An 18,463-nucleotide genomic window follows, 5' to 3' on the forward strand; every position below is an offset into this window, starting at 1 on the left:
CTTCGACTGCGCCGGAAGTGGGGCGAATTATAGGCTTCCAGAATCTGCCGTCAACCTTCTTTTTCACATTTCTGTCATATCGGTCGAAAATGCCTTAGAAACGCGAAAGCCGGCCCCAAGGGGGCCGGCTTTCGCTTATCGAGTCTTACAGACTAGGGAAGGCGAACTGCGACGCTTCATGACTGGCCCGTTGCGGCCAACGCTGAGTGATCGCCTTGCGACGGGTATAGAAACGCACCCCGTCCGGCCCATAGGCGTGCAAGTCGCCAAACAGAGAGCGCTTCCAGCCACCGAAGCTGTGATATGCAACCGGCACCGGCAACGGTACGTTAACCCCTACCATGCCGACCTCAATCTCATCACAGAACAGCCGCGCTGCTTCACCGTCACGCGTGAAGATGCAGGTACCGTTGCCGTATTCATGATCGTTGATCAGTTGCATCGCCGCTTCCAGGCTATCCACCCGGACCACGCACAACACTGGCCCAAAGATCTCTTCTTTATAGATCCGCATCTCGGGGGTAACGCGGTCGAACAGACTGCCGCCAAGGAAAAATCCTTGTTCATGCCCGGCAATGCTCAAGCCGCGACCATCAACGACCAGCTCTGCACCCGCCGAAACACCCTCTTCTATATAGCCACTGACCTTATCTCGTGCCTGCCCCGTCACCAACGGGCCCATATCCAGGCCACAGGAGGTGCCCGCGCCGATCTTCAACGCCTTGACCTGCGGCACCAGCTTAGCGATCAACGCGTCCGCCACCTGGTCGCCCACGCACACCGCCACCGAAATCGCCATGCAACGCTCGCCGCAAGAGCCATAAGCCGCGCCCATCAAGGCACTCACGGCGTTGTCCAGGTCTGCATCCGGCATCAGCACCGCATGGTTCTTCGCCCCGCCCAACGCTTGCACACGCTTGCCGCGCTTGGTCGCTTCGCTATAGATGTACTCGGCAATCGGCGTCGAGCCTACAAAGCTCAAGGCTTTAACTTCCGGCGCTTGAATCAATGCGTCCACCGCGCCTTTGTCGCCGTGCACCACACTCAGTACGCCTTTAGGCAGCCCAGCCTCCTGCAACAGTTGCGCGATCAACAACGTAGAACTCGGATCACGCTCCGAAGGTTTGAGGATGAAACAGTTACCGCACACAATCGCCAGCGGGTACATCCACAACGGCACCATCGCCGGGAAGTTGAACGGGGTGATACCCGCCACCACGCCTAGCGGCTGGAAGTCCGACCAGGCATCAATGTTCGGCCCCACGTTGCGGCTGTATTCGCCCTTGAGAATCTCCGGTGCCGAGCACGCGTACTCCACGTTCTCGATCCCACGCTTGAGTTCACCCGCCGCGTCTTCCAGAGTCTTGCCATGCTCCTCACTGATCAACTGCGAGATACGTGCTTCGTTTTGCTCCAGCAACTGCTTGAAACGGAACATCACCTGGGCACGCTTGGCCGGAGGCGTATTGCGCCAGGCCGGAAACGCCGCCTTGGCTGAGTCAATCGCCTGTTGAATGGTTTCACGGCTGGCCAACGGCACCTGGTGAATCACCTGGCCGGTAGACGGGTTATAGACGTCGGCACTACGACCGCTGTCGTTGACCAGCTCACCGTTGATCAAATGCTGGATAAGGCTCATGCAGGGCTCCTGAAAAATTGTTCTATATAGAAGGAGAAATCAATCGATCTTGTTCAGCACTTCGCCGACCGCGTCAAACAGACGGTCCAGGTCCTGCGGCTTGCTGTTGAAGGTTGGCCCGAACTGCAGGGTGTCGCCGCCAAAACGCACATAGAAACCGGCCTTCCACAATGCCATGCCGGCCTCGAATGGACGCACGATGGCATCCCCATCACGCGGGGCAATCTGGATAGCACCGGCCAGGCCGTAGTTGCGAATGTCGATCACATTCTTGCTGCCCTTCAAACCGTGCAGCGCATTCTCAAAGTGCGGTGCGACTTCGGCTACGCTCTGCACCAGGTTTTCTTTCTGCAACAGGTCCAATGCCGCCAAGCCCGCCGCGCAAGCCACCGGGTGCGCCGAGTAGGTGTAGCCGTGGGGGAATTCCACGGCGTATTCCGGCGTCGCCTGATTCATGAAGGTCTGGTAGATCTCGCTGCTGGCAATCACCGCGCCCATCGGAATAGCGCCGTTGGTGACTTGCTTGGCGATGCACATCAGGTCCGGGGTCACGCCGAAGCTGTCGGCACCGAACATTGAGCCGGTGCGGCCAAAGCCTGTGATCACTTCGTCGAACACCAAAAGGATATTGTGCTGGTCGCAAATTTCGCGCAGGCGCTTGAGATAACCCTGCGGTGGCACCAATACGCCAGCGGAACCGGCCATCGGCTCGACAAACACGGCTGCGATGTTCGACGCGTCATGCAGTTCGATCAGTTTGAGCAACTCATCGGCCAAGGCAATACCGCCCTGCTCCGGCATGCCCCGGGAGAAGGCGTTGCTGGTCAGCAAGGTGTGAGGCAGGTGGTCGACATCCATCATCGCCTGGCCAAACAGCTTACGGTTACCGTTCACACCGCCCAGGCTGGTACCAGCGATGTTCACACCGTGGTAACCACGGGCGCGACCAATCATCTTGGTCTTGGTGGCCTGACCTTTGAGGCGCCAGTAGGCCCGCACCATCTTCACCGCCGTATCGGCACATTCAGAGCCCGAATCGGTGAAGAACACATGATTCAGGTTGCCTGGGGTCAGGTCGGTGATCTTTTCCGCCAACTGAAAGGACAACGGATGACCGTATTGGAAGCCTGGGGAGTAGTCCAAGGTGCCCAATTGCTTGGCGACCGCCTCCTGGATTTCCTTGCGCGTATGCCCGGCGCCACAGGTCCACAGGCCCGACAACGAATCATAAACCTTGCGCCCCTTGTCATCGGTCAACCAACTGCCTTCAGCGGCCACGATCAGGCGCGGGTCGCGCTGGAAGTTGCGGTTGGCGGTGTAGGGCATCCAGTGCGCATCCAGCTTGAGTTGGCTGGCCAGGGTCGATGGGGCGTTTTCGGGCATGTTCATCAGCAAAACCTCGCAAGGCAAAAGGCAGCGTCGGGATTGAGAAAGCTTAGTTGCAGCTAAATTGCCACGGGGATAAAGTCGGTGAAATCCAACTCTTCTAACCTTCAGTCAGGACCTCACTAAACTATGAGCAGCCGTCGTCCCGACCCTTTGGCCCAAGTCAGCGACTTCGACATTCGCTTGCTGCGCATCTTTCGCAGCGTGGTGGAATGCGGCGGCTTCTCGGCGGCAGAGACCGTGCTCGGCATCGGCCGCTCGGCCATCAGCCAGCAGATGAGCGACCTGGAGCAGCGGCTCGGCCTCAGACTTTGCCAACGCGGCCGCGCCGGTTTTTCCCTGACGGAGGAAGGCCGCGAGGTTTATCAGTCAGCCCTGCAATTGTTGAGCGCCCTGGAAAGCTTTCGCACCGAGGTCAACGGCCTGCACCAGCATTTGCGCGGCGAGTTGATCATCGGCCTCACCGACAACCTCGTCACCCTGCCGCATATGCGCATCACCCACGCACTGGCGCAGTTGAAGGAACGCGGCCCGGACGTGCAGATCCAGATCCGCATGATCGCCCCCAATGAAGTAGAACAAGGTGTACTTGATGGCCGCCTGCATGTCGGCGTGGTGCCCCAGGCCAGCGCCCTGTCGGGTCTGGAATACCAACCGCTGTACAGCGAGCGCTCACTGCTTTATTGCGCGGTCGGGCACCCGCTGTTTTATGCCGACAACAAACAACTCGATGACGAGCGCATCGACAGCCAGGACGCCATCGCCCCTACCTTTCGCCTCCCCGCAGAGATCCAGGCCCACTACCAGGCGCTCAACTGCACGGCCAGCGCTTCGGACCGTGAAGGCATGGCGTTCCTGATCCTCACTGGCCGCTATATCGGCTACTTGCCCGATCACTACGCCAGCCTGTGGGTGCAACAAGGCCGACTGCGCGCGCTGAAACCGGCTACACGTTTTTACGATTTGAGCCTGGCATCGGTCACGCGCAAAGGCCGGCGCCCTCATTTGGTGCTGGAAAGTTTCCTTGAAAGCCTGGCCGCGACGCTCTAACTCGGGCCTCACGCAAAAAGCTGAGCACATGGACAGCTTTTTGCAAGGCACAAGGACCTTGAACCGTCCGCCTCGAGTCTACCCGCCATGCCACCAGAATCTGCCAGCCCCAGCGACCTGATCTACGGCCTCAACGACCGCCCCAAACCACTGCCCGCTCTATTGGCAGCACTACAACATGTGCTGGCGGCGTTCGTCGGCATCATTACTCCGCCGCTGATCATCGGCTCCACGCTCGGCCTCACCGCCCACCTGCCCTATCTGATCAGCATGGCGCTGATGGTGTCCGGCGTAGGCACGTTCATCCAGGCACGCAGGCCGTATGGTATCGGCGCCGGCATGATCTGCCTGCAAGGCACTAGCTTTGCGTTTCTCGGCGCGGTGTTGGCGGCAGGCTTTCTAGTCAAGCAACGCGGCGGCAGCCCGGAAGACATTCTGGCGATGATCTTCGGCGTGTGCTTCTTCGGCGCGGCGGTACAGATCGTGTTGAGCCGCTTCATCGGCCAACTGCGTCGTGTCATCACCCCCCTTGTAACGGGGATCGTCATCACGTTGATCGGCATAAGCCTGATCAAAGTGGGGATTACCGACCTCGGCGGCGGTTTTAATGCGCCAGACTTCGGCGCCCCTGCGAACCTGGCACTCGGCCTGTTCGTGGTACTGACAATCATCCTGCTTAACCGCTCCAATACCCCGTGGGTACGCTTGAGCGCCATTATCATCGGCCTGGCCCTGGGGAGCCTCGCGGCGTGGTTCAGCGGTAAACTGGTGCCCCAAGCCCTGCCCGACTTGCCCTTGATCAGCCTGCCGATGCCGTTCCGATTTGGTTTCAACTTTGACTGGAGCGCTTTCCTGCCGATTGCGCTGATTTATCTGATCAGCAGCATCGAAACCGTCGGCGACCTCACGGCCAATTGCATGATCGCCCGCCAACCCATCAGCGGTGCATCTTATATAAGCCGGCTCAAGGGCGGCGTGCTGGGCGATGGCGTGAGCTGCATGATTGCCGCCACCTTCAGCGCGTTCCCCAACACCACCTTTGCCCAGAACAATGGCGTGATCCAGCTCACCGGCGTGGCCAGCCGTTACGTCGGTTTGTATATCGGTGTGCTGCTGTTCTGTCTGGGCCTGTTTCCATTGATCGGCGCCGTACTGCAGCAAATCCCCAAGCCGGTGCTGGGCGGCGCGACCCTGGTGATGTTCGGCAGCGTGGCCGCCGCCGGCGTGCGTATCCTCGCCCAGGCGCCGCTGGATCGACGCAGCATGTTGATCATTGCCACCTCGTTTGGCGTCGGCCTGGGTATCGCCGCTCAACCCAACTTGCTGCACCTGATGCCGACACTGGTACAGAACCTGTTCGACTCGGCCATCACCAGCGGCGGCCTCACCGCCATCGTATTGTGCCTGTTGCTGCCCGAAGCCAAGGCGAGTACATGCGCTACAAACCCAACAGCGCAAAGCGAAAGCCTGGAGCCGCTTTGACGGTTTTATTGCATCGGGACTTGTCTGAGGCTTGAGGGTGGGTTATCTGTGCACACGTCGCCTTTATCGATCAGCACGGAAACCTCCATGAGCCTCGAAGTTCCTGCCCACAGCAACCACGCCGGTAAACCCGCCAGCCGCATTCGGCAAAAGAACGAACAAGCTATTCTCCAGGCTGCTGAAGATGAATTCGCCCGCCATGGCTACAAAGGCACCAGCATGAACACCATCGCTGCCAGTGCCGGGCTGCCCAAGGCCAACTTGCACTACTACTTCACCAACAAGCTGGGCCTGTATATCGCGGTGCTCAGCAATATCCTCGAATTATGGGACAGCACCTTCAACGCGCTGACCGCCGAGGATGACCCGGCCGTGGCGCTTGCGCGCTACATCCGCACCAAGATGGAGTTCTCGCGGCGCCAACCACAAGCCTCGCGGATCTTCGCCATGGAGATCATCAGCGGCGGCGAATGCCTCACCGAATATTTCGGTCAGGACTATCGCGCCTGGTTCAGTGGCCGAGCCGCGGTGTTCCAGGCGTGGATCGACGCCGGCAAAATGGACCCCGTCGATCCCGTGCACTTGATCTTCCTGCTGTGGGGTAGCACCCAGCACTACGCCGACTTCGCCACCCAGATCTGCCGAGTCACCGGTCGCACCAAGTTGACCAAGCAGGACATGGAAGACGCCGGCACCAACCTGATCCATATCATTCTCAAAGGCTGCGGCATCAAGCCGGCCCTATAAAAACGAAGCGAGTTATGTCTTTTACGCTGACAGGCTTTTGTGAGTTTCGTGAAGAAATACGCAAAAGCCGCTTTATCACCTTGGCGGTGCCGATCGCCAGCCCGCAGGACGCCCAGGCGTTTTTCGAGCAGCACAGCGACCTGAACGCCACGCACAACTGCTGGGCCTGGAAGCTGGGCGATCAATACCGCAGCAACGACGACGGCGAACCCGGTGGCACCGCCGGGCGACCGATCCTCGCGGCTATCGAGGCCCAGGGGTTCGATCAGGTCGCGGTGCTGGTGATCCGCTGGTACGGCGGCATTCAATTGGGTACGGGCGGACTCGCCCGTGCCTACGGTGGTGGCGCAAACAAATGCCTGCAAAATGCCGAGCGTATCGAACTGATCAGCCGTGTGCCCCTGAGCTGCGCCTGTGGGTTCTCCGAGCTGAACCTGGTGAAGCTGCGCGTCGCCGAACTCGGCGGTTTAGTGCTGGAAGAAACCTTCACCGCCAACGGCGTGGAGCTACACCTTGCACTGGCAGGGGCACACATCGACACCCTGCAAACCCAGCTCGCCGACCTGAGCCGTGGGCGCATCCTGCTGCAACGCTGAAACTGCTACTGTTAGGCGCTGAACTCCCTGAACCGCGACTTCAAAGGAAGCCTTCATGTCTACGCCAAAAACCGCACTGATCATCGGCGCCTCGCGCGGGCTGGGCCTTGGCCTGGTCAAGCAACTGCTCCAGGATGGCTGGGACGTCACCGCCACCGTGCGTGATCCGCACAAGGCCGATGCCCTCAAAGCTGTGGGCCCGGTGCAGATCGAGAAATTGGATATGGACGATCAGCAAGCCGTGATCGCCCTGGCCCAACGCTTGAAAGACCGCACCTTCGACCTGCTGTTCGTCAACGCTGGCGTCAAGGGCCCGGCGAACCAGGAGCCAGGCCACGCCACCCTCGCAGAGGTCGGCCAGCTGTTTTTCACCAACGCCGTGGCGCCGATCAACCTGGCCCAGCGCTTTGTCGGGCAGATCCGCAAAGACACCGGCGTGCTGGCGTTCATGAGTTCGGTGCTGGGCAGCGTGACCATTCCCGACGGTTCGGACCTGGCGCTGTACAAGGCCAGCAAGGCTGCCCTCAACTCAATGACCAACAGCTTTATCACCCAGTTGGGCGACCACAAGCCGACGGTTCTGTCGCTGCATCCGGGCTGGGTGAAAACCGACATGGGCGGAGAGAACGCACATATCGACGTCGACACCAGCGTGCGCGGCCTGGTGGATCAAGTAAATGCCTACACCGGCAAGGGCGGCCATCACTTCGTGGACTACAAGGGCGACACCATCGCCTGGTAAATACACCGATCAACCTGTGGAAGGGGGCTTGCTCCCGATGGCTGAGTGTCAGTCAATGCTGTGTGGACTGGTCCACCGCTATCGGGAGCAAGCCCCCCTCCCACTCTGTACCTACTCCTACAGCTAGACCCCGTAATGAACTACACGTAATCTAGCCCCCTCGCCCTCCCCGGCGACCCTGGATCAGCAGACAGGGCAACACTGAGCTGGCAAACCTGAACCCATCATTCAGAGGAGCCGGCCAATGCCTGCGACCCGTATCTGGTTAAAAAACCCCCTCGCGATTTTCACTGCCAATGGCCTCGACGCCCGTGGCGGCCTGGTGCTGCAAGACGGTGTGATCACCGAATTACTGGCCCAGGGCCAAGAACCGGCACAACCCTGCACGCAGGTGTTCGATGCTCGCGAACATGTAGTCCTGCCCGGGCTGATCAACACTCACCATCATTTCTATCAAACCCTCACCCGCGCCTGGGGCCCGGTGGTCAACCAGCCGCTGTTTCCCTGGCTGAAAACGCTGTACCCGGTATGGGCGCGGCTTACCCCGGAAAAACTCGCCCTGGCCAGCAAAGTCGCCCTGGCTGAATTGCTGCTGTCGGGCTGCACCACGGCGGCCGACCACCACTACCTGTTCCCCGATGGTTTGGAAAACGCCATTGATGTGCAGGTAGCCAGCGTGCGCGAACTGGGGATGCGCGCCATGCTCACCCGCGGCTCCATGAGCCTGGGCGAAGCCGATGGCGGCCTGCCACCGCAGCAGACCGTGCAACAAGGCCAGGTCATTCTTGACGACAGCCAGCGCCTGATCCGCGAATATCACGAGCGGGGTGACGGCGCGCAGATTCAGATTGCCCTGGCTCCGTGCTCGCCGTTTTCCGTCACCCCCGAGATCATGCAAGCCAGCGCCGAATTGGCCAACCGCCTGGATGTGCGCCTGCATACCCACTTGGCGGAAACCCTCGACGAAGAAGACTTCTGCCTGCAACGCTTCGGCCTGCGTACCGTGGATTATCTCGACAGCGTCGGCTGGCTCGGCCCACGCACCTGGCTGGCCCATGGCATTCACTTCAACCCGGATGAAATCGCACGCCTGGGCGCCGCCGGTACGGGGATCTGCCATTGCCCAAGCTCCAACATGCGCCTGGCTTCCGGTATCTGCCCGACCCTGGACCTGCTTGCCGCCGGCGCGCCCATCGGGCTGGGCGTGGACGGCTCGGCGTCCAACGATGCCTCGAACATGATCCTTGAAGCGCGTCAGGCCCTGTACATTCAGCGCCTGCGTTATGGCGCAGAAAAGATCACCCCAGAAGGCGTGCTGGGCTGGGCAACCAAAGGTTCGGCACAGTTGCTGGGCCGAACGGACATCGGTGAATTGGCCGTAGGCAAGCAGGCTGACCTGGCATTGTTCAAACTCGATGAACTGCGCTTCTCCGGTAGCCACGATCCAATTTCAGCGCTGCTGTTGTGCGGTGCAGATCGGGCGGATCGAGTGATGATCGGCGGCAAGTGGCGGGTGATCGACGGCCAAGTCGAAGGCCTGGACCTGAAAGGCTTGATCGCCGATCACACCCAGGCGGCGCGCCAACTCATCGCCGGCACCTGAGCCAGACGCCGATCAAAATGTGGGAGGGGGCCTGCTCGCTCCCACATTGGGTCTACGGCGTCATCAAAAACAGTTACAGCCCCAGCAGCGACAACATGATAAAAGTCGCAAACAACACAAAATGAGTCATCCCTTCAATGGCATTCGTCTCGCCATCGTTGAGGTTGATCGCGCTGACAATCAGCGTGATAAACACCATCACCGTCTGCACCGGCGTCATCGCCATCTGGAACGGCTGGCCGCTATAGAGCGCCATGGCTTCCATCACCGGCACCGTCAGGATCACCGTAGACAACGAAGCACCCAACGCGATATTCACCACCGACTGCATACGGTTGGCCAATGCAGCGCGCAATGCCGTCAGAATTTCCGGCGCGGCCGAGATAGCCGCCACCACAATCGCCGTGATCACCGGCGGCGCGCCCGTGCCTTCCAGGCCCAGATCCAGGGTTTTGGACATCACCTCGGCCAACGCGCCAATCACAATCACGCCAAACACCAACGTGCCTATCGAGAACGCGAGGTTAACGGGCGGTGTGTGTTCTTCTTCGGTTGATTTCTTGCGGCGTTTTTCCGGGTAGCTGTAGCTGAAGAAATAACTGTGTGGGCCTACCTGCATCCTCAGGAACAAGGTGTAGAGCACCACCATCGCGCCAATGGTGAAGGCCGAGTAAATTTTCCAATCGGCCTCGGGGATAAATTCCGGTACCACCATCGACACGCCCATGGCGGTGAGGATCATCACGCTGTAGGTGCGCGCCGAGTCATCGTTGTAGGACTGTTCGCCATGCTTGATGCCCCCCATCAAGGCGGCCAGGCCGAGAATACCGTTGATATCCAGCATCACCGCCGAGTAAATGGTATCGCGCACCAGGGTGGGCGATGGCTCGTTGCTCATCATGATCGCCAGGATCACCACTTCCACCAATACGGCCGCGAGGGTCAGGATCATGGTGCCGTAGGGGTCGCCAACCTTTTCTGCCAACTGCTCGGCGTGGTGGGCTACGCGCATTGAGGCCATTACGATAAACGCGATCAGCGCAGCACCGGCCAGCAGGGCCACCAGTTGCCCACTGTGGAGCATCCAGTGCTCCAGCGGATAAGCCGCAATGGCGGCAATCAGCGCCAGCAGCATGAATTTTTCTTGCTTGAAGTGTGTGAGCATTACGGGCCTTTTCGTGCAGCGAATCAGTCATTGATGGGGTACAGACTGCGCCAAGCCGCTAACGTTTCGTTACACCTTAGTTCAGCTCACCCTTGCGTGAGTGACACAAATACTCTCCTGCTGGTCAGGTTTTGCCGATTATTTCAGCCATGGCCTGTAGAATGCCGCCATTGCACCTGATGAGATTTTAACTATGTACGATTGGCTCAACGCCCTGCCCAAGGCTGAACTACACCTGCACCTGGAGGGTTCGCTGGAGCCTGAGTTGCTGTTCGCCCTGGCCGAGCGCAACAAGATTGCGCTGCCGTGGAACGACGTCGACACCCTGCGCAAGGCCTACGCCTTCAACAACCTGCAAGAGTTTCTCGACCTGTATTACAAAGGTGCCGATGTGCTACGCACGTCCCAGGATTTCTACGACCTGACCTGGGCCTACCTGCTGCGCTGCAAAGCCCAAAACGTGATCCACACCGAACCGTTCTTCGATCCACAAACCCACACCGACCGTGGCATCCCGTTCGAAGTCGTGCTGAACGGCATCGCCGCTGCGCTTAAAGATGGCGAGCAGCAACTGGGCATCACCAGCGGCTTGATCCTCAGCTTCCTGCGCCACCTGAGCGAAGCCGAAGCCGAGAAAACTCTCGACCAGGCCCTGCCGTTCCGTGACGCGTTCGTGGCCGTGGGCCTGGACAGCTCGGAAATGGGTCACCCGCCGAGCAAGTTCCAGCGCGTGTTCGACCGTGCCCGCCACGAAGGCTTCCTCACCGTCGCCCACGCCGGCGAAGAAGGCCCGCCCGAGTACATCTGGGAAGCGCTCGACCTGCTGAAAATCCAGCGTATCGACCACGGCGTGCGTGCCATTGAAGATGAACGCTTGATGCAGCGCATCATCGACGAACAGATCCCGCTGACGGTATGCCCGCTGTCCAACACCAAACTCTGCGTGTTCGACGACATGGCCCAGCACAACATCCTCGACATGCTCGAACGTGGCGTGAAAGTCACCGTGAACTCGGACGACCCGGCCTACTTCGGCGGTTATGTCACCGAGAACTTCCACGCGCTGCATACCTCCCTGGGCATGACCCAGGACCAGGCCAAACGCCTGGCGCAGAACAGCCTGGATGCGCGGCTCGTAAAGCCATAACCGGCCATCATTGAACGAATGCAGGCTAAATGTGGGAGGGGGCTTGCCCCCGATGGCGGTGGGTCAGTCACAGATGTGTTTACTGACACTCCCTCATCGGGAGCAAGCCCCCTCCCACATAGGTTTTGCGCTGACCTTTAGATTTGGGTGAGCTCTTCCAGCGTCTTGCCCTTGGTCTCCATCCCGAACACCCACACCACCAGCGCCGCCACGGCAAAGCACAACGCCCCCAAGGCAAATACCCCGCCCTGCCCGGTTATCGGAAATACCAACCCGGTCACCAACGGCCCCAGCAACGAGCCTACGCGGCCAATTGCTGACGCAAATCCGGAACCTGTAGCTCGCGCCGAAGTGGGATATAGCTCCGGCGTGTAGGTGTACAGCACCGCCCACATGCCAAACAGGAAAAACTGCATCAACAACCCGGAGGTGATCAGCAGGGCCACATTGCCGCCAAACACAGCACTTTGCCCATACAGAAACGCCATCACCCCGCCACCCAGCAGCGTCACGACGCACACCGGTTTACGCCCCCAGCGCTCGACCAGCCAGGCCGCCATCAAAAAGCCGGGGATCCCGCCCAGGGAAATGATCACCGTGTAATACACCGACTGGGTCACGGCGAAACCCGATTGCTGCAATAGCGCGCTCAACCACGACGTCAGCCCGTAGAACCCGAGCAAGGCAAAGAACCACACGCTCCAGATCATCATCGTGCGTTGGCGGTACTGCGCCGACCACAGCTGCTGGAACGCGGAAAAGAATGTACCTGGCGTACTCTCTACCCATGGCAGGGCCATCGGCTCCGGCAAATCGGCGCGGCCCAGGGAGTCGCGTACCTTCTGCTCGATACCCAGCAATACCTTGTCCGCCGCTTCGTGGCGCCCGGCCTGTTCCAGCCAACGCGGCGACTCCGGAATAAAGAAGCGGATGGCCAACACAAACACCGCCGGTACCGCCAACACCAGGAAGATGTCGCGCCAACCAATCACCGGCAGCAGGAAGTACGACAGCACCCCGGCGGCTACAAAGCCCAACGGCCAGAAACCATCCATCAACGCAATGTAACGCCCGCGCCGTTTGGCGGGAATCAACTCCGACAGCATCGACTGAGCAATAGGAAACTCCATGCCCATGCCAATGCCCAACAGGATCCGAAACAACGTCAACGCCTCCACCGTCTGCGCCGTGGAGCACAGGTAACTGGCAACGCCCCACAACACGATGCTCCACTGAAACACCGGTTTGCGCCCAAAGCGATCCGCGAGCATTCCAGAAAGAGAAGCACCCACAACCATGCCGAAAAAACTCGAACTGGCCAGCAACCCGGCCTGGGCCGTGCTCAAGCCAAACTCGGTTTTGATCGAGCCCAACAGAAAGGTCATCATTGCCAAGTCCATGGAGTCGAAGAAAAACGCCAAGGCAATGATGATGAAGATGACTCGGTGGTAACCGCTGATGGGCAACCGTTCCAGCCGCTGCGCTGCGCTATAACCCTGCCTGACCATGCCGCATCCCCCCGTATGAAAAATCCCCTTGGCGAGTGTGCGGCATCGTTTGTCCTGGCTATTGCTGGATGCGACCTGATTGCAGCTCTGAACGACGCGCTTAACGTGCCGCCAGCCGGCTGATCTCCCTGAGCCCTGCATCGTTGACTGACAAGGCACGCGACTCGTTGATCACGCTGATCCAGTTGGCCTGCAGAAACAGCTGCATCAACCCCGCCCCCAATGCTCCGCCCAGATGCGGTTGCTGCTGGCTCCAGTCGAAACAGTCGCACACCAGCGGCGCTGCCAGGGCCTGGATAAAAATCCCCAGGTCCGCCAAATGCTGCGCGCCCTTGACCGTAACCTCGGTACGCTGCTCATGGCGCTCGAACCATCCGGCCTCAAGCATCCGTTGATACAACTGCGCCGCCAACTCGCCGCCGAGATGGCCGTGACACCAGCGGGCACGGCGCAACAACTGCGGTGCCATCAGTGCCGGCGGCAAGGCTTGCGGTGTGCTGCGCGCCGCGCTGGCCATGGTGGTGCTGGCCAGCGCATCAATGGCGGCACTCACATCCGCAGCCGCCACGCGAAACAAGCGCTTGCCACGTCGGGCCTCGGTCCGCAGCAGACCGCTGCCGGTCAGCCGCGCCAAATGGGCATTGGCCGACGCCGGCGACAACCCGGCCAGCGTTGCCAGCTCTTCTGAAGACTTCGCCGAACCGTCCATCAGGGCCCAGAGCATGGCCGTGCGTTTGGGCTCGGCAAGCAAGCTGGCGATCTGACTGATGCAAGGTGCTGCTTCCATGTATTCACTCCCTGTAAGACCATTTTTCTGCTGCGGTTGACGCCAAAGTATAGGTGCGCACGCAGCAGGTTCCGCGGCCTCCGACAGCTCGGATCAGGACAGGGTATGAGTGAAATTTCCGATCATTACGCAGGCTATTGCCCAGTCGCCGTTCGCCCCGGTCGTTGCGCCGCCAAGGTCGCACAGCGGGACACGAGCATCTCCCGCAGCAGATTGATGGGTTTGCTCAATTGCGCACGATGGGCACATAGCAAGTTGAGCGGTGTGCGCTCGCCCTGCAGCTGCGGCAGGATCAAACGCAAGCGCCCGGCCAGCACGTCGGTGCTGATATCCAACCAGGATTTGTAAGCGATGCCCATGCCCGCCACCGCCCAGCGCCGCACCACATCGGCGTCATCACTGAACCGGTCACCACTGACTGTCAGGCTCACGTGGCGCTTGCCATCATAAAACCCCCAATGGTCATGCACCCGGCTGCCGAGCATGTACAGCAGGCAATTGTGCTGGGCCAGTTGCTCCAGATGCTGGGGTTCGCCATGCCGGGCGAGGTAGCTCGGCGCGGCGCACAGCACACGAATATTGTCCGGGGCGATGGGCAGAGCCACCAGGCTGGAATCTTCGGGTTCACCATAGCGCAGGGCTATGTCCACTGGCTGGCGGAACAGGTCGGCAATGCGATCGCCCAGCAACAGGCGCACGTTCAGTTGCGGGTGTTGCTGCTGGAACTCATCCAGCCACGGCAACAGCTGGTTGCGACCAAAATCCGACGGCGCCGACAATTGCAGCACGCCGCTCACATGATCCTGGCCACTGGCCAATAAGCGCCGGCCATCGTCCAGCGCGCTTAATGACGCACGCGCATATTCCAGGAAGCCCTCGCCTTCGGCAGTCAGGCGCAGGCTGCGGGTGGAGCGCGCCAGCAAACGCGTGCCCAGCTGCTGTTCGATACGCTTGAGCGCGGCGCTGGCCACTGCCGGTGACAGGTCCATCACCCGTGCCGCCGCCGACAGGCTGCCCAGGTCCGCGGCACGTACAAACAACTGCAAATCATCAAAACGCAGCATGGAATTCCGCCCATTATCAAAATTTGGTTGAAACAGACTGCTGTTTTAGCCGCTTTTATCTGCGTAGGAAATAGCCAATCATCTGCCCATCCCGTTCTTAGCTATATCACTCAGACCTTTTACCGGAGCCCTCATGAAAGCCATTGCCTACTACACGTCATTGCCGATCAATGATCCAAAATCCCTGCAAGATATAGAGCTGCCGGAGCCCGTGGCCGGCCCGCGCGACCTGCTGGTGGAAGTCAAAGCCATCTCGGTCAACCCGGTGGACACCAAGGTGCGCCACAACGTCGCCCCGGAAAATGGCGACGCCAAGGTGTTGGGCTGGGACGTGGCCGGTGTGGTCAAGGCGGTCGGCAGCGATGTGACGCTGTTCAAAGCCGGTGACAAGGTGTTCTACGCCGGCTCCCTGGTGCGCCCAGGAGGCAACAGCGAACTGCATACGGTCGATGAACGCATCGTCGGCCATATGCCCAAAAGCCTGGGGTTTGCCGAAGCGGCCGCGCTGCCGTTGACCGCCATCACCGCGTGGGAGCTGCTGTTTGAACGTTTGCAAATACCCGAAGGCCAGGAAGATCACGGCCAGAGCCTGCTGATCGTCGGCGCTGCCGGCGGCGTGGGGTCGATCCTGACCCAACTGGCCAACCAACTCACGGCGCTGAAAGTCATCGGTACCGCCTCGCGCCCCGAGACTCAGGAATGGGCCAAAGCCTTGGGCGCCCACGTAGTGATCGACCACAGCCAGCCGCTGAGCGAAGCACTGAAACAGGCAGGCCTTGGGCAAGTGACCCACGTCGCCAGCCTGACCCAAACCGAGCATCACCTGGATCAACTGGTGGAAGCGCTGCAACCCCAAGGCAAGCTGGCGTTGATCGACGACCCCAAGGCGCTGGATGTAAGCAAGCTCAAGCGCAAGAGCCTGTCGCTGCACTGGGAGTTCATGTACACCCGCTCGATGTTCGAGACCCCCGACATGATCGAGCAGCACAACCTGCTTAACCGCGTGGCCGATCTGATCGACGCCGGCACCCTGAAAACCACGGTGGGCGAGCATTTCGGTGTGATCAATGCAGCCAATGTGCGCCGTGCCCACGCGCTGCTGGAAAGCGGCAAGGCCAAGGGCAAGATCGTGCTGGAAGGGTTCTGAAAAAACGACTGTCAGTGTCGTCCGTTATTCATGTAAGTAATGGACGACACCATTAGTCTGAGAGTTGACCCTTGTCATATTTTTAAGGGGATTCGGGTTTATATTGGCCGCCTTTGCCACGAGTCTTTTACGCGAGGAAGTCAGCAATGAAGATCCTGATAAAAGCGTCAGCAAAATCCCCAGGCAGCCAATGGCAGGTTCGTCTCGACGGCGAAGCCATCACCTTTCGCAGTGAAGCCGAGGCCCGCGCCTTCGTTGACACCCTGCAAGCGCGAATCCAGGCCCCCCACCGTTTCCCCCTCGGCCAGCAGCGCTCTGCCGCTGGCTGACCCGTCTATCAGACCTGCGCCTGCGTGGCCCTTGCCCGTTGCAGGCGCTGGGTCGACATTGCAATCGTTACCGCCAGCACGCCGCACAAGCTGATGACCACGGCCATCGGCATCGCCGTACCATCATGCAACACGCCGACCAGCGACGCCGCACCCGCCGCCACGCCGAACTGGATACACCCGAGCAACGCCGAGGCACTGCCCGCCCGTGCGCCTTGCCCGCTCATGGCACAGGCCGAGGTGTTCGGCAAAATGCAGCCCAGGCTGGCGATGCAGATAAACAGCGGCACCAGCAACGGCCACAGCGCCTCAGTGCGCAGCGCGGCAATCCCCAGCAGCGTCAACGCCGCCGCCACGTAGACCCACACCGTACGCGACAGCAAAAACGCCGGGCCACGCTTGGCCAGCAACCGCGCATTCAACTGCGCCACCAGGATAAAGCCGGCTGCGTTGGAACCGAACAACCAGCCGTAATGCTCGGCAGGCACGCCGTAGAGTTTGATAAATACGAAGGGGGAGCCGGCGATGTAGGCAAACATCCCGGCAATCGAGATGCCGCCGGTCAAGGCATAGCCCAGGTACACGCGGTCCGACAACAGCGAGCCGTAGCGGCGCAACGAACCAGACAATGGCTGGCGCGGCTGATCGGCCGGGAAGGTTTCCGGCAAGCCGACTGCCACGGCAATAGCCGCCATCACGCTGAACAACGACAGTGCCAGGAAAATCGATTGCCAGCCCCACACCCCGACCATCAGCCCACCCGCCAATGGCGCAAGGATCGGCGCCAGGCCGGTGACCAGCATCAGTTGCGAATACACCTTGGCCGAGCCCACCGCGTCGCACTTGTCACTGACCACCGCCCGGGAAATCACCATGCCTGCACAACCGCCAAGGGCCTGCACGAAACGCGCGCCGATCAGCCACTCCAGCGACGGCGCGTAGGCACAGGCGAAGGATGCGAGGGTAAACAAGGTGACGCCGCTGAGCAGCGGCACGCGCCGACCGAAACGGTCAGCCAGCGGGCCGTAGATCAATTGACCGATAGCCAGGCCGGCGAAATACACCGCCAAGGTTAACTGGATATGTTTTTCGTCAGTGGCAAAGGCCGTGGCCATGGCCGGAAAGCCCGGCAGGTAGAAGTCGATCGCCAACGGCGCGAAGGCGCTCAAGGCGCCCAGAATCAGGATTATGCGAAGGTTCATCAGACACCCAAGTGAGTCGGCAGCTCGACAGTCTAGCCGCGCTTGGGTGCCGTGAACATTACGTTAGGTCGCTAACGATCAGAAAAAATCACGCCAGTTTGGCGGTGTAGCCCTCCTCGGTGATCAGTTGGATGACCTTATCCGAGGGCAGACTGCTTGCCACGCGCACTTCTTTAGTGCCCAAATCTACTTCGACACTCGCTGCCGGGTCCTGGCTCTGTACCGCCTGGGTCACTGATCGAACGCAATGGCCGCAGGTCATTCCTTCAACATTGAATATTTGCATGACATGACTCCTTTGATGAGGTTGAACCCAGTCTCAAGCTTGCCATGATGGCAAGGTCAAGTTTCAAAAAAATCGGCCGGGCTGGTATTCGCAAGCGACGTCGGCCAAGCTTCAACTTTCCTCGCTGTGAACCATGGAGCATTCGCCATGCGCTGGTCGTTTTTTGCCCTTGCCGGCCTGATGAGCTTGTCTGCCGCTGCGCCCCAAGCTCTCGCCGCTGAAGATTATGCGGTGCTGATCATTTCCCGCGAACGCCTGGAAGTACCCACCAATTGCGAAATTGGCCTGTATCTTCAGGACCAACTGGCCGGACGCCTGTTCCAGGAACAAGCCACCTCGTTCAATCTGCCCGCAGGTAACGTGTCGCTGCGCCTCAAGCTATTGCCAGGCCAGTCCCCGGGCTGCCAGCCAGGGATGCTGGCGCCGGCGGCGCAGAACATTACGTTGAAAGCCGGTGATGTCCGCAAATTGCGTATTGCCCAGGGCCAGGACGGCATGTACCTCAAACCTGCCGCATTGGAATACTGAAGACGCTTGACCTTCCCCACAGGTTAAGGTTGATCCTAGTGGCAACTTCTTCTGG

Annotated in this window: 18 protein-coding genes; 10 read left to right on the forward strand and 8 right to left on the reverse strand. The window is 60.1% G+C overall.

Annotated features, from left to right (window positions below):
* Nucleotides 1-145 precede the first annotated feature (145 nt).
* Together FW800_RS26845 and FW800_RS26850 are read right to left on the reverse strand one after the other, a co-directional pair.
* Nucleotides 146-1,639, reverse strand: a complete 1,494-nt coding sequence (locus FW800_RS26845) for a CoA-acylating methylmalonate-semialdehyde dehydrogenase (protein ID WP_032878059.1) — start codon at nt 1,637-1,639, stop codon at nt 146-148.
* Between the two features lie 39 nt (nt 1,640-1,678).
* Nucleotides 1,679-3,028, reverse strand: coding sequence for an aspartate aminotransferase family protein (locus FW800_RS26850; protein WP_103733860.1), 1,350 nt, complete (start codon nt 3,026-3,028; stop codon nt 1,679-1,681).
* Between the two features lie 126 nt (nt 3,029-3,154).
* On the opposite strand from FW800_RS26850, the gene FW800_RS26855 reads away from it, so the two are divergent.
* The 6 genes from FW800_RS26855 to FW800_RS26880 all read left to right on the forward strand — a co-directional run bounded on the left by FW800_RS26855 (nt 3,155) and on the right by FW800_RS26880 (nt 9,245).
* Nucleotides 3,155-4,075, forward strand: a complete 921-nt coding sequence (locus FW800_RS26855) for a LysR family transcriptional regulator (RefSeq protein ID WP_446438831.1) — start codon at nt 3,155-3,157, stop codon at nt 4,073-4,075.
* Between the two features lie 87 nt (nt 4,076-4,162).
* Complete coding sequence (locus FW800_RS26860; protein WP_078820208.1) at nt 4,163-5,557, forward strand: uracil-xanthine permease family protein; 1,395 nt, start codon at nt 4,163-4,165, stop codon at nt 5,555-5,557.
* Nucleotides 5,558-5,644: 87 nt separating this feature from the next.
* The gene (locus FW800_RS26865) at nt 5,645-6,304 is read left to right on the forward strand and encodes a TetR/AcrR family transcriptional regulator (protein WP_005784489.1); all 660 of its coding nucleotides are present in this window, start codon (nt 5,645-5,647) and stop codon (nt 6,302-6,304) included.
* A 14-nt stretch (nt 6,305-6,318) separates the two neighbouring features.
* Entirely contained in the window at nt 6,319-6,900 is a 582-nt protein-coding gene (locus FW800_RS26870; protein WP_446438832.1) for an IMPACT family protein, read from the forward strand.
* Between the two features lie 55 nt (nt 6,901-6,955).
* Nucleotides 6,956-7,642, forward strand: a complete 687-nt coding sequence (locus FW800_RS26875) for an SDR family oxidoreductase (RefSeq protein ID WP_005784485.1) — start codon at nt 6,956-6,958, stop codon at nt 7,640-7,642.
* 244 nt (nt 7,643-7,886) lie between these two features.
* Nucleotides 7,887-9,245: an 8-oxoguanine deaminase gene (locus tag FW800_RS26880; RefSeq protein WP_248128370.1), complete on the forward strand. Its 1,359-nt coding sequence runs from the start codon at nt 7,887-7,889 to the stop codon at nt 9,243-9,245.
* Between the two features lie 73 nt (nt 9,246-9,318).
* On the opposite strand, the gene FW800_RS26885 is transcribed toward FW800_RS26880, so the two are convergent.
* On the reverse strand, nt 9,319-10,410 hold the full coding sequence (locus tag FW800_RS26885; protein ID WP_216090695.1) for a calcium:proton antiporter: 1,092 nt from the start codon (nt 10,408-10,410) through the stop codon (nt 9,319-9,321).
* Nucleotides 10,411-10,603: 193 nt separating this feature from the next.
* On the opposite strand from FW800_RS26885, the gene FW800_RS26890 reads away from it, so the two are divergent.
* Complete coding sequence (locus tag FW800_RS26890) at nt 10,604-11,557, forward strand: adenosine deaminase (RefSeq protein WP_005784479.1); 954 nt, start codon at nt 10,604-10,606, stop codon at nt 11,555-11,557.
* A 137-nt stretch (nt 11,558-11,694) separates the two neighbouring features.
* On the opposite strand, the gene FW800_RS26895 is transcribed toward FW800_RS26890, so the two are convergent.
* The 3 genes from FW800_RS26895 to FW800_RS26905 all read right to left on the reverse strand — a co-directional run bounded on the left by FW800_RS26895 (nt 11,695) and on the right by FW800_RS26905 (nt 14,916).
* Nucleotides 11,695-13,065 carry an MFS transporter gene (locus FW800_RS26895; protein ID WP_032878067.1) on the reverse strand — a complete coding sequence of 457 codons (1,371 nt, stop codon included), beginning with the start codon at nt 13,063-13,065 and terminating at the stop codon, nt 11,695-11,697.
* 100 nt (nt 13,066-13,165) lie between these two features.
* Nucleotides 13,166-13,852 (reverse strand): ArsR/SmtB family transcription factor, encoded by a 687-nt coding sequence (locus FW800_RS26900; protein WP_446438833.1) that lies wholly within the window; start codon nt 13,850-13,852, stop codon nt 13,166-13,168.
* A gap of 134 nt (nt 13,853-13,986) precedes the next feature.
* Nucleotides 13,987-14,916: a LysR family transcriptional regulator gene (locus FW800_RS26905; RefSeq protein WP_446438834.1), complete on the reverse strand. Its 930-nt coding sequence runs from the start codon at nt 14,914-14,916 to the stop codon at nt 13,987-13,989.
* A 133-nt stretch (nt 14,917-15,049) separates the two neighbouring features.
* Here FW800_RS26905 and FW800_RS26910 point away from each other — a divergent pair, with 133 nt between their 5' ends.
* Nucleotides 15,050-16,063, forward strand: a complete 1,014-nt coding sequence (locus FW800_RS26910) for a zinc-binding alcohol dehydrogenase family protein (RefSeq protein WP_446438835.1) — start codon at nt 15,050-15,052, stop codon at nt 16,061-16,063.
* A gap of 146 nt (nt 16,064-16,209) precedes the next feature.
* The gene (locus FW800_RS26915) at nt 16,210-16,392 is read left to right on the forward strand and encodes a hypothetical protein (RefSeq protein ID WP_216090694.1); all 183 of its coding nucleotides are present in this window, start codon (nt 16,210-16,212) and stop codon (nt 16,390-16,392) included.
* Between the two features lie 8 nt (nt 16,393-16,400).
* Here the strand turns inward: FW800_RS26915 and FW800_RS26920 are convergent, their stop codons facing one another.
* Both FW800_RS26920 and FW800_RS26925 read right to left on the reverse strand, forming a co-directional pair.
* Nucleotides 16,401-17,594 carry a multidrug effflux MFS transporter gene (locus tag FW800_RS26920; protein WP_446438836.1) on the reverse strand — a complete coding sequence of 398 codons (1,194 nt, stop codon included), beginning with the start codon at nt 17,592-17,594 and terminating at the stop codon, nt 16,401-16,403.
* An 88-nt stretch (nt 17,595-17,682) separates the two neighbouring features.
* Complete coding sequence (locus FW800_RS26925; protein ID WP_446438837.1) at nt 17,683-17,880, reverse strand: heavy-metal-associated domain-containing protein; 198 nt, start codon at nt 17,878-17,880, stop codon at nt 17,683-17,685.
* A gap of 147 nt (nt 17,881-18,027) precedes the next feature.
* On the opposite strand from FW800_RS26925, the gene FW800_RS26930 reads away from it, so the two are divergent.
* Nucleotides 18,028-18,408: a hypothetical protein gene (locus FW800_RS26930; protein WP_032878074.1), complete on the forward strand. Its 381-nt coding sequence runs from the start codon at nt 18,028-18,030 to the stop codon at nt 18,406-18,408.
* Nucleotides 18,409-18,463: the final 55 nt, after the last annotated feature.

It is taken from the genome of Pseudomonas sp. 910_23 (assembly GCF_052850795.1).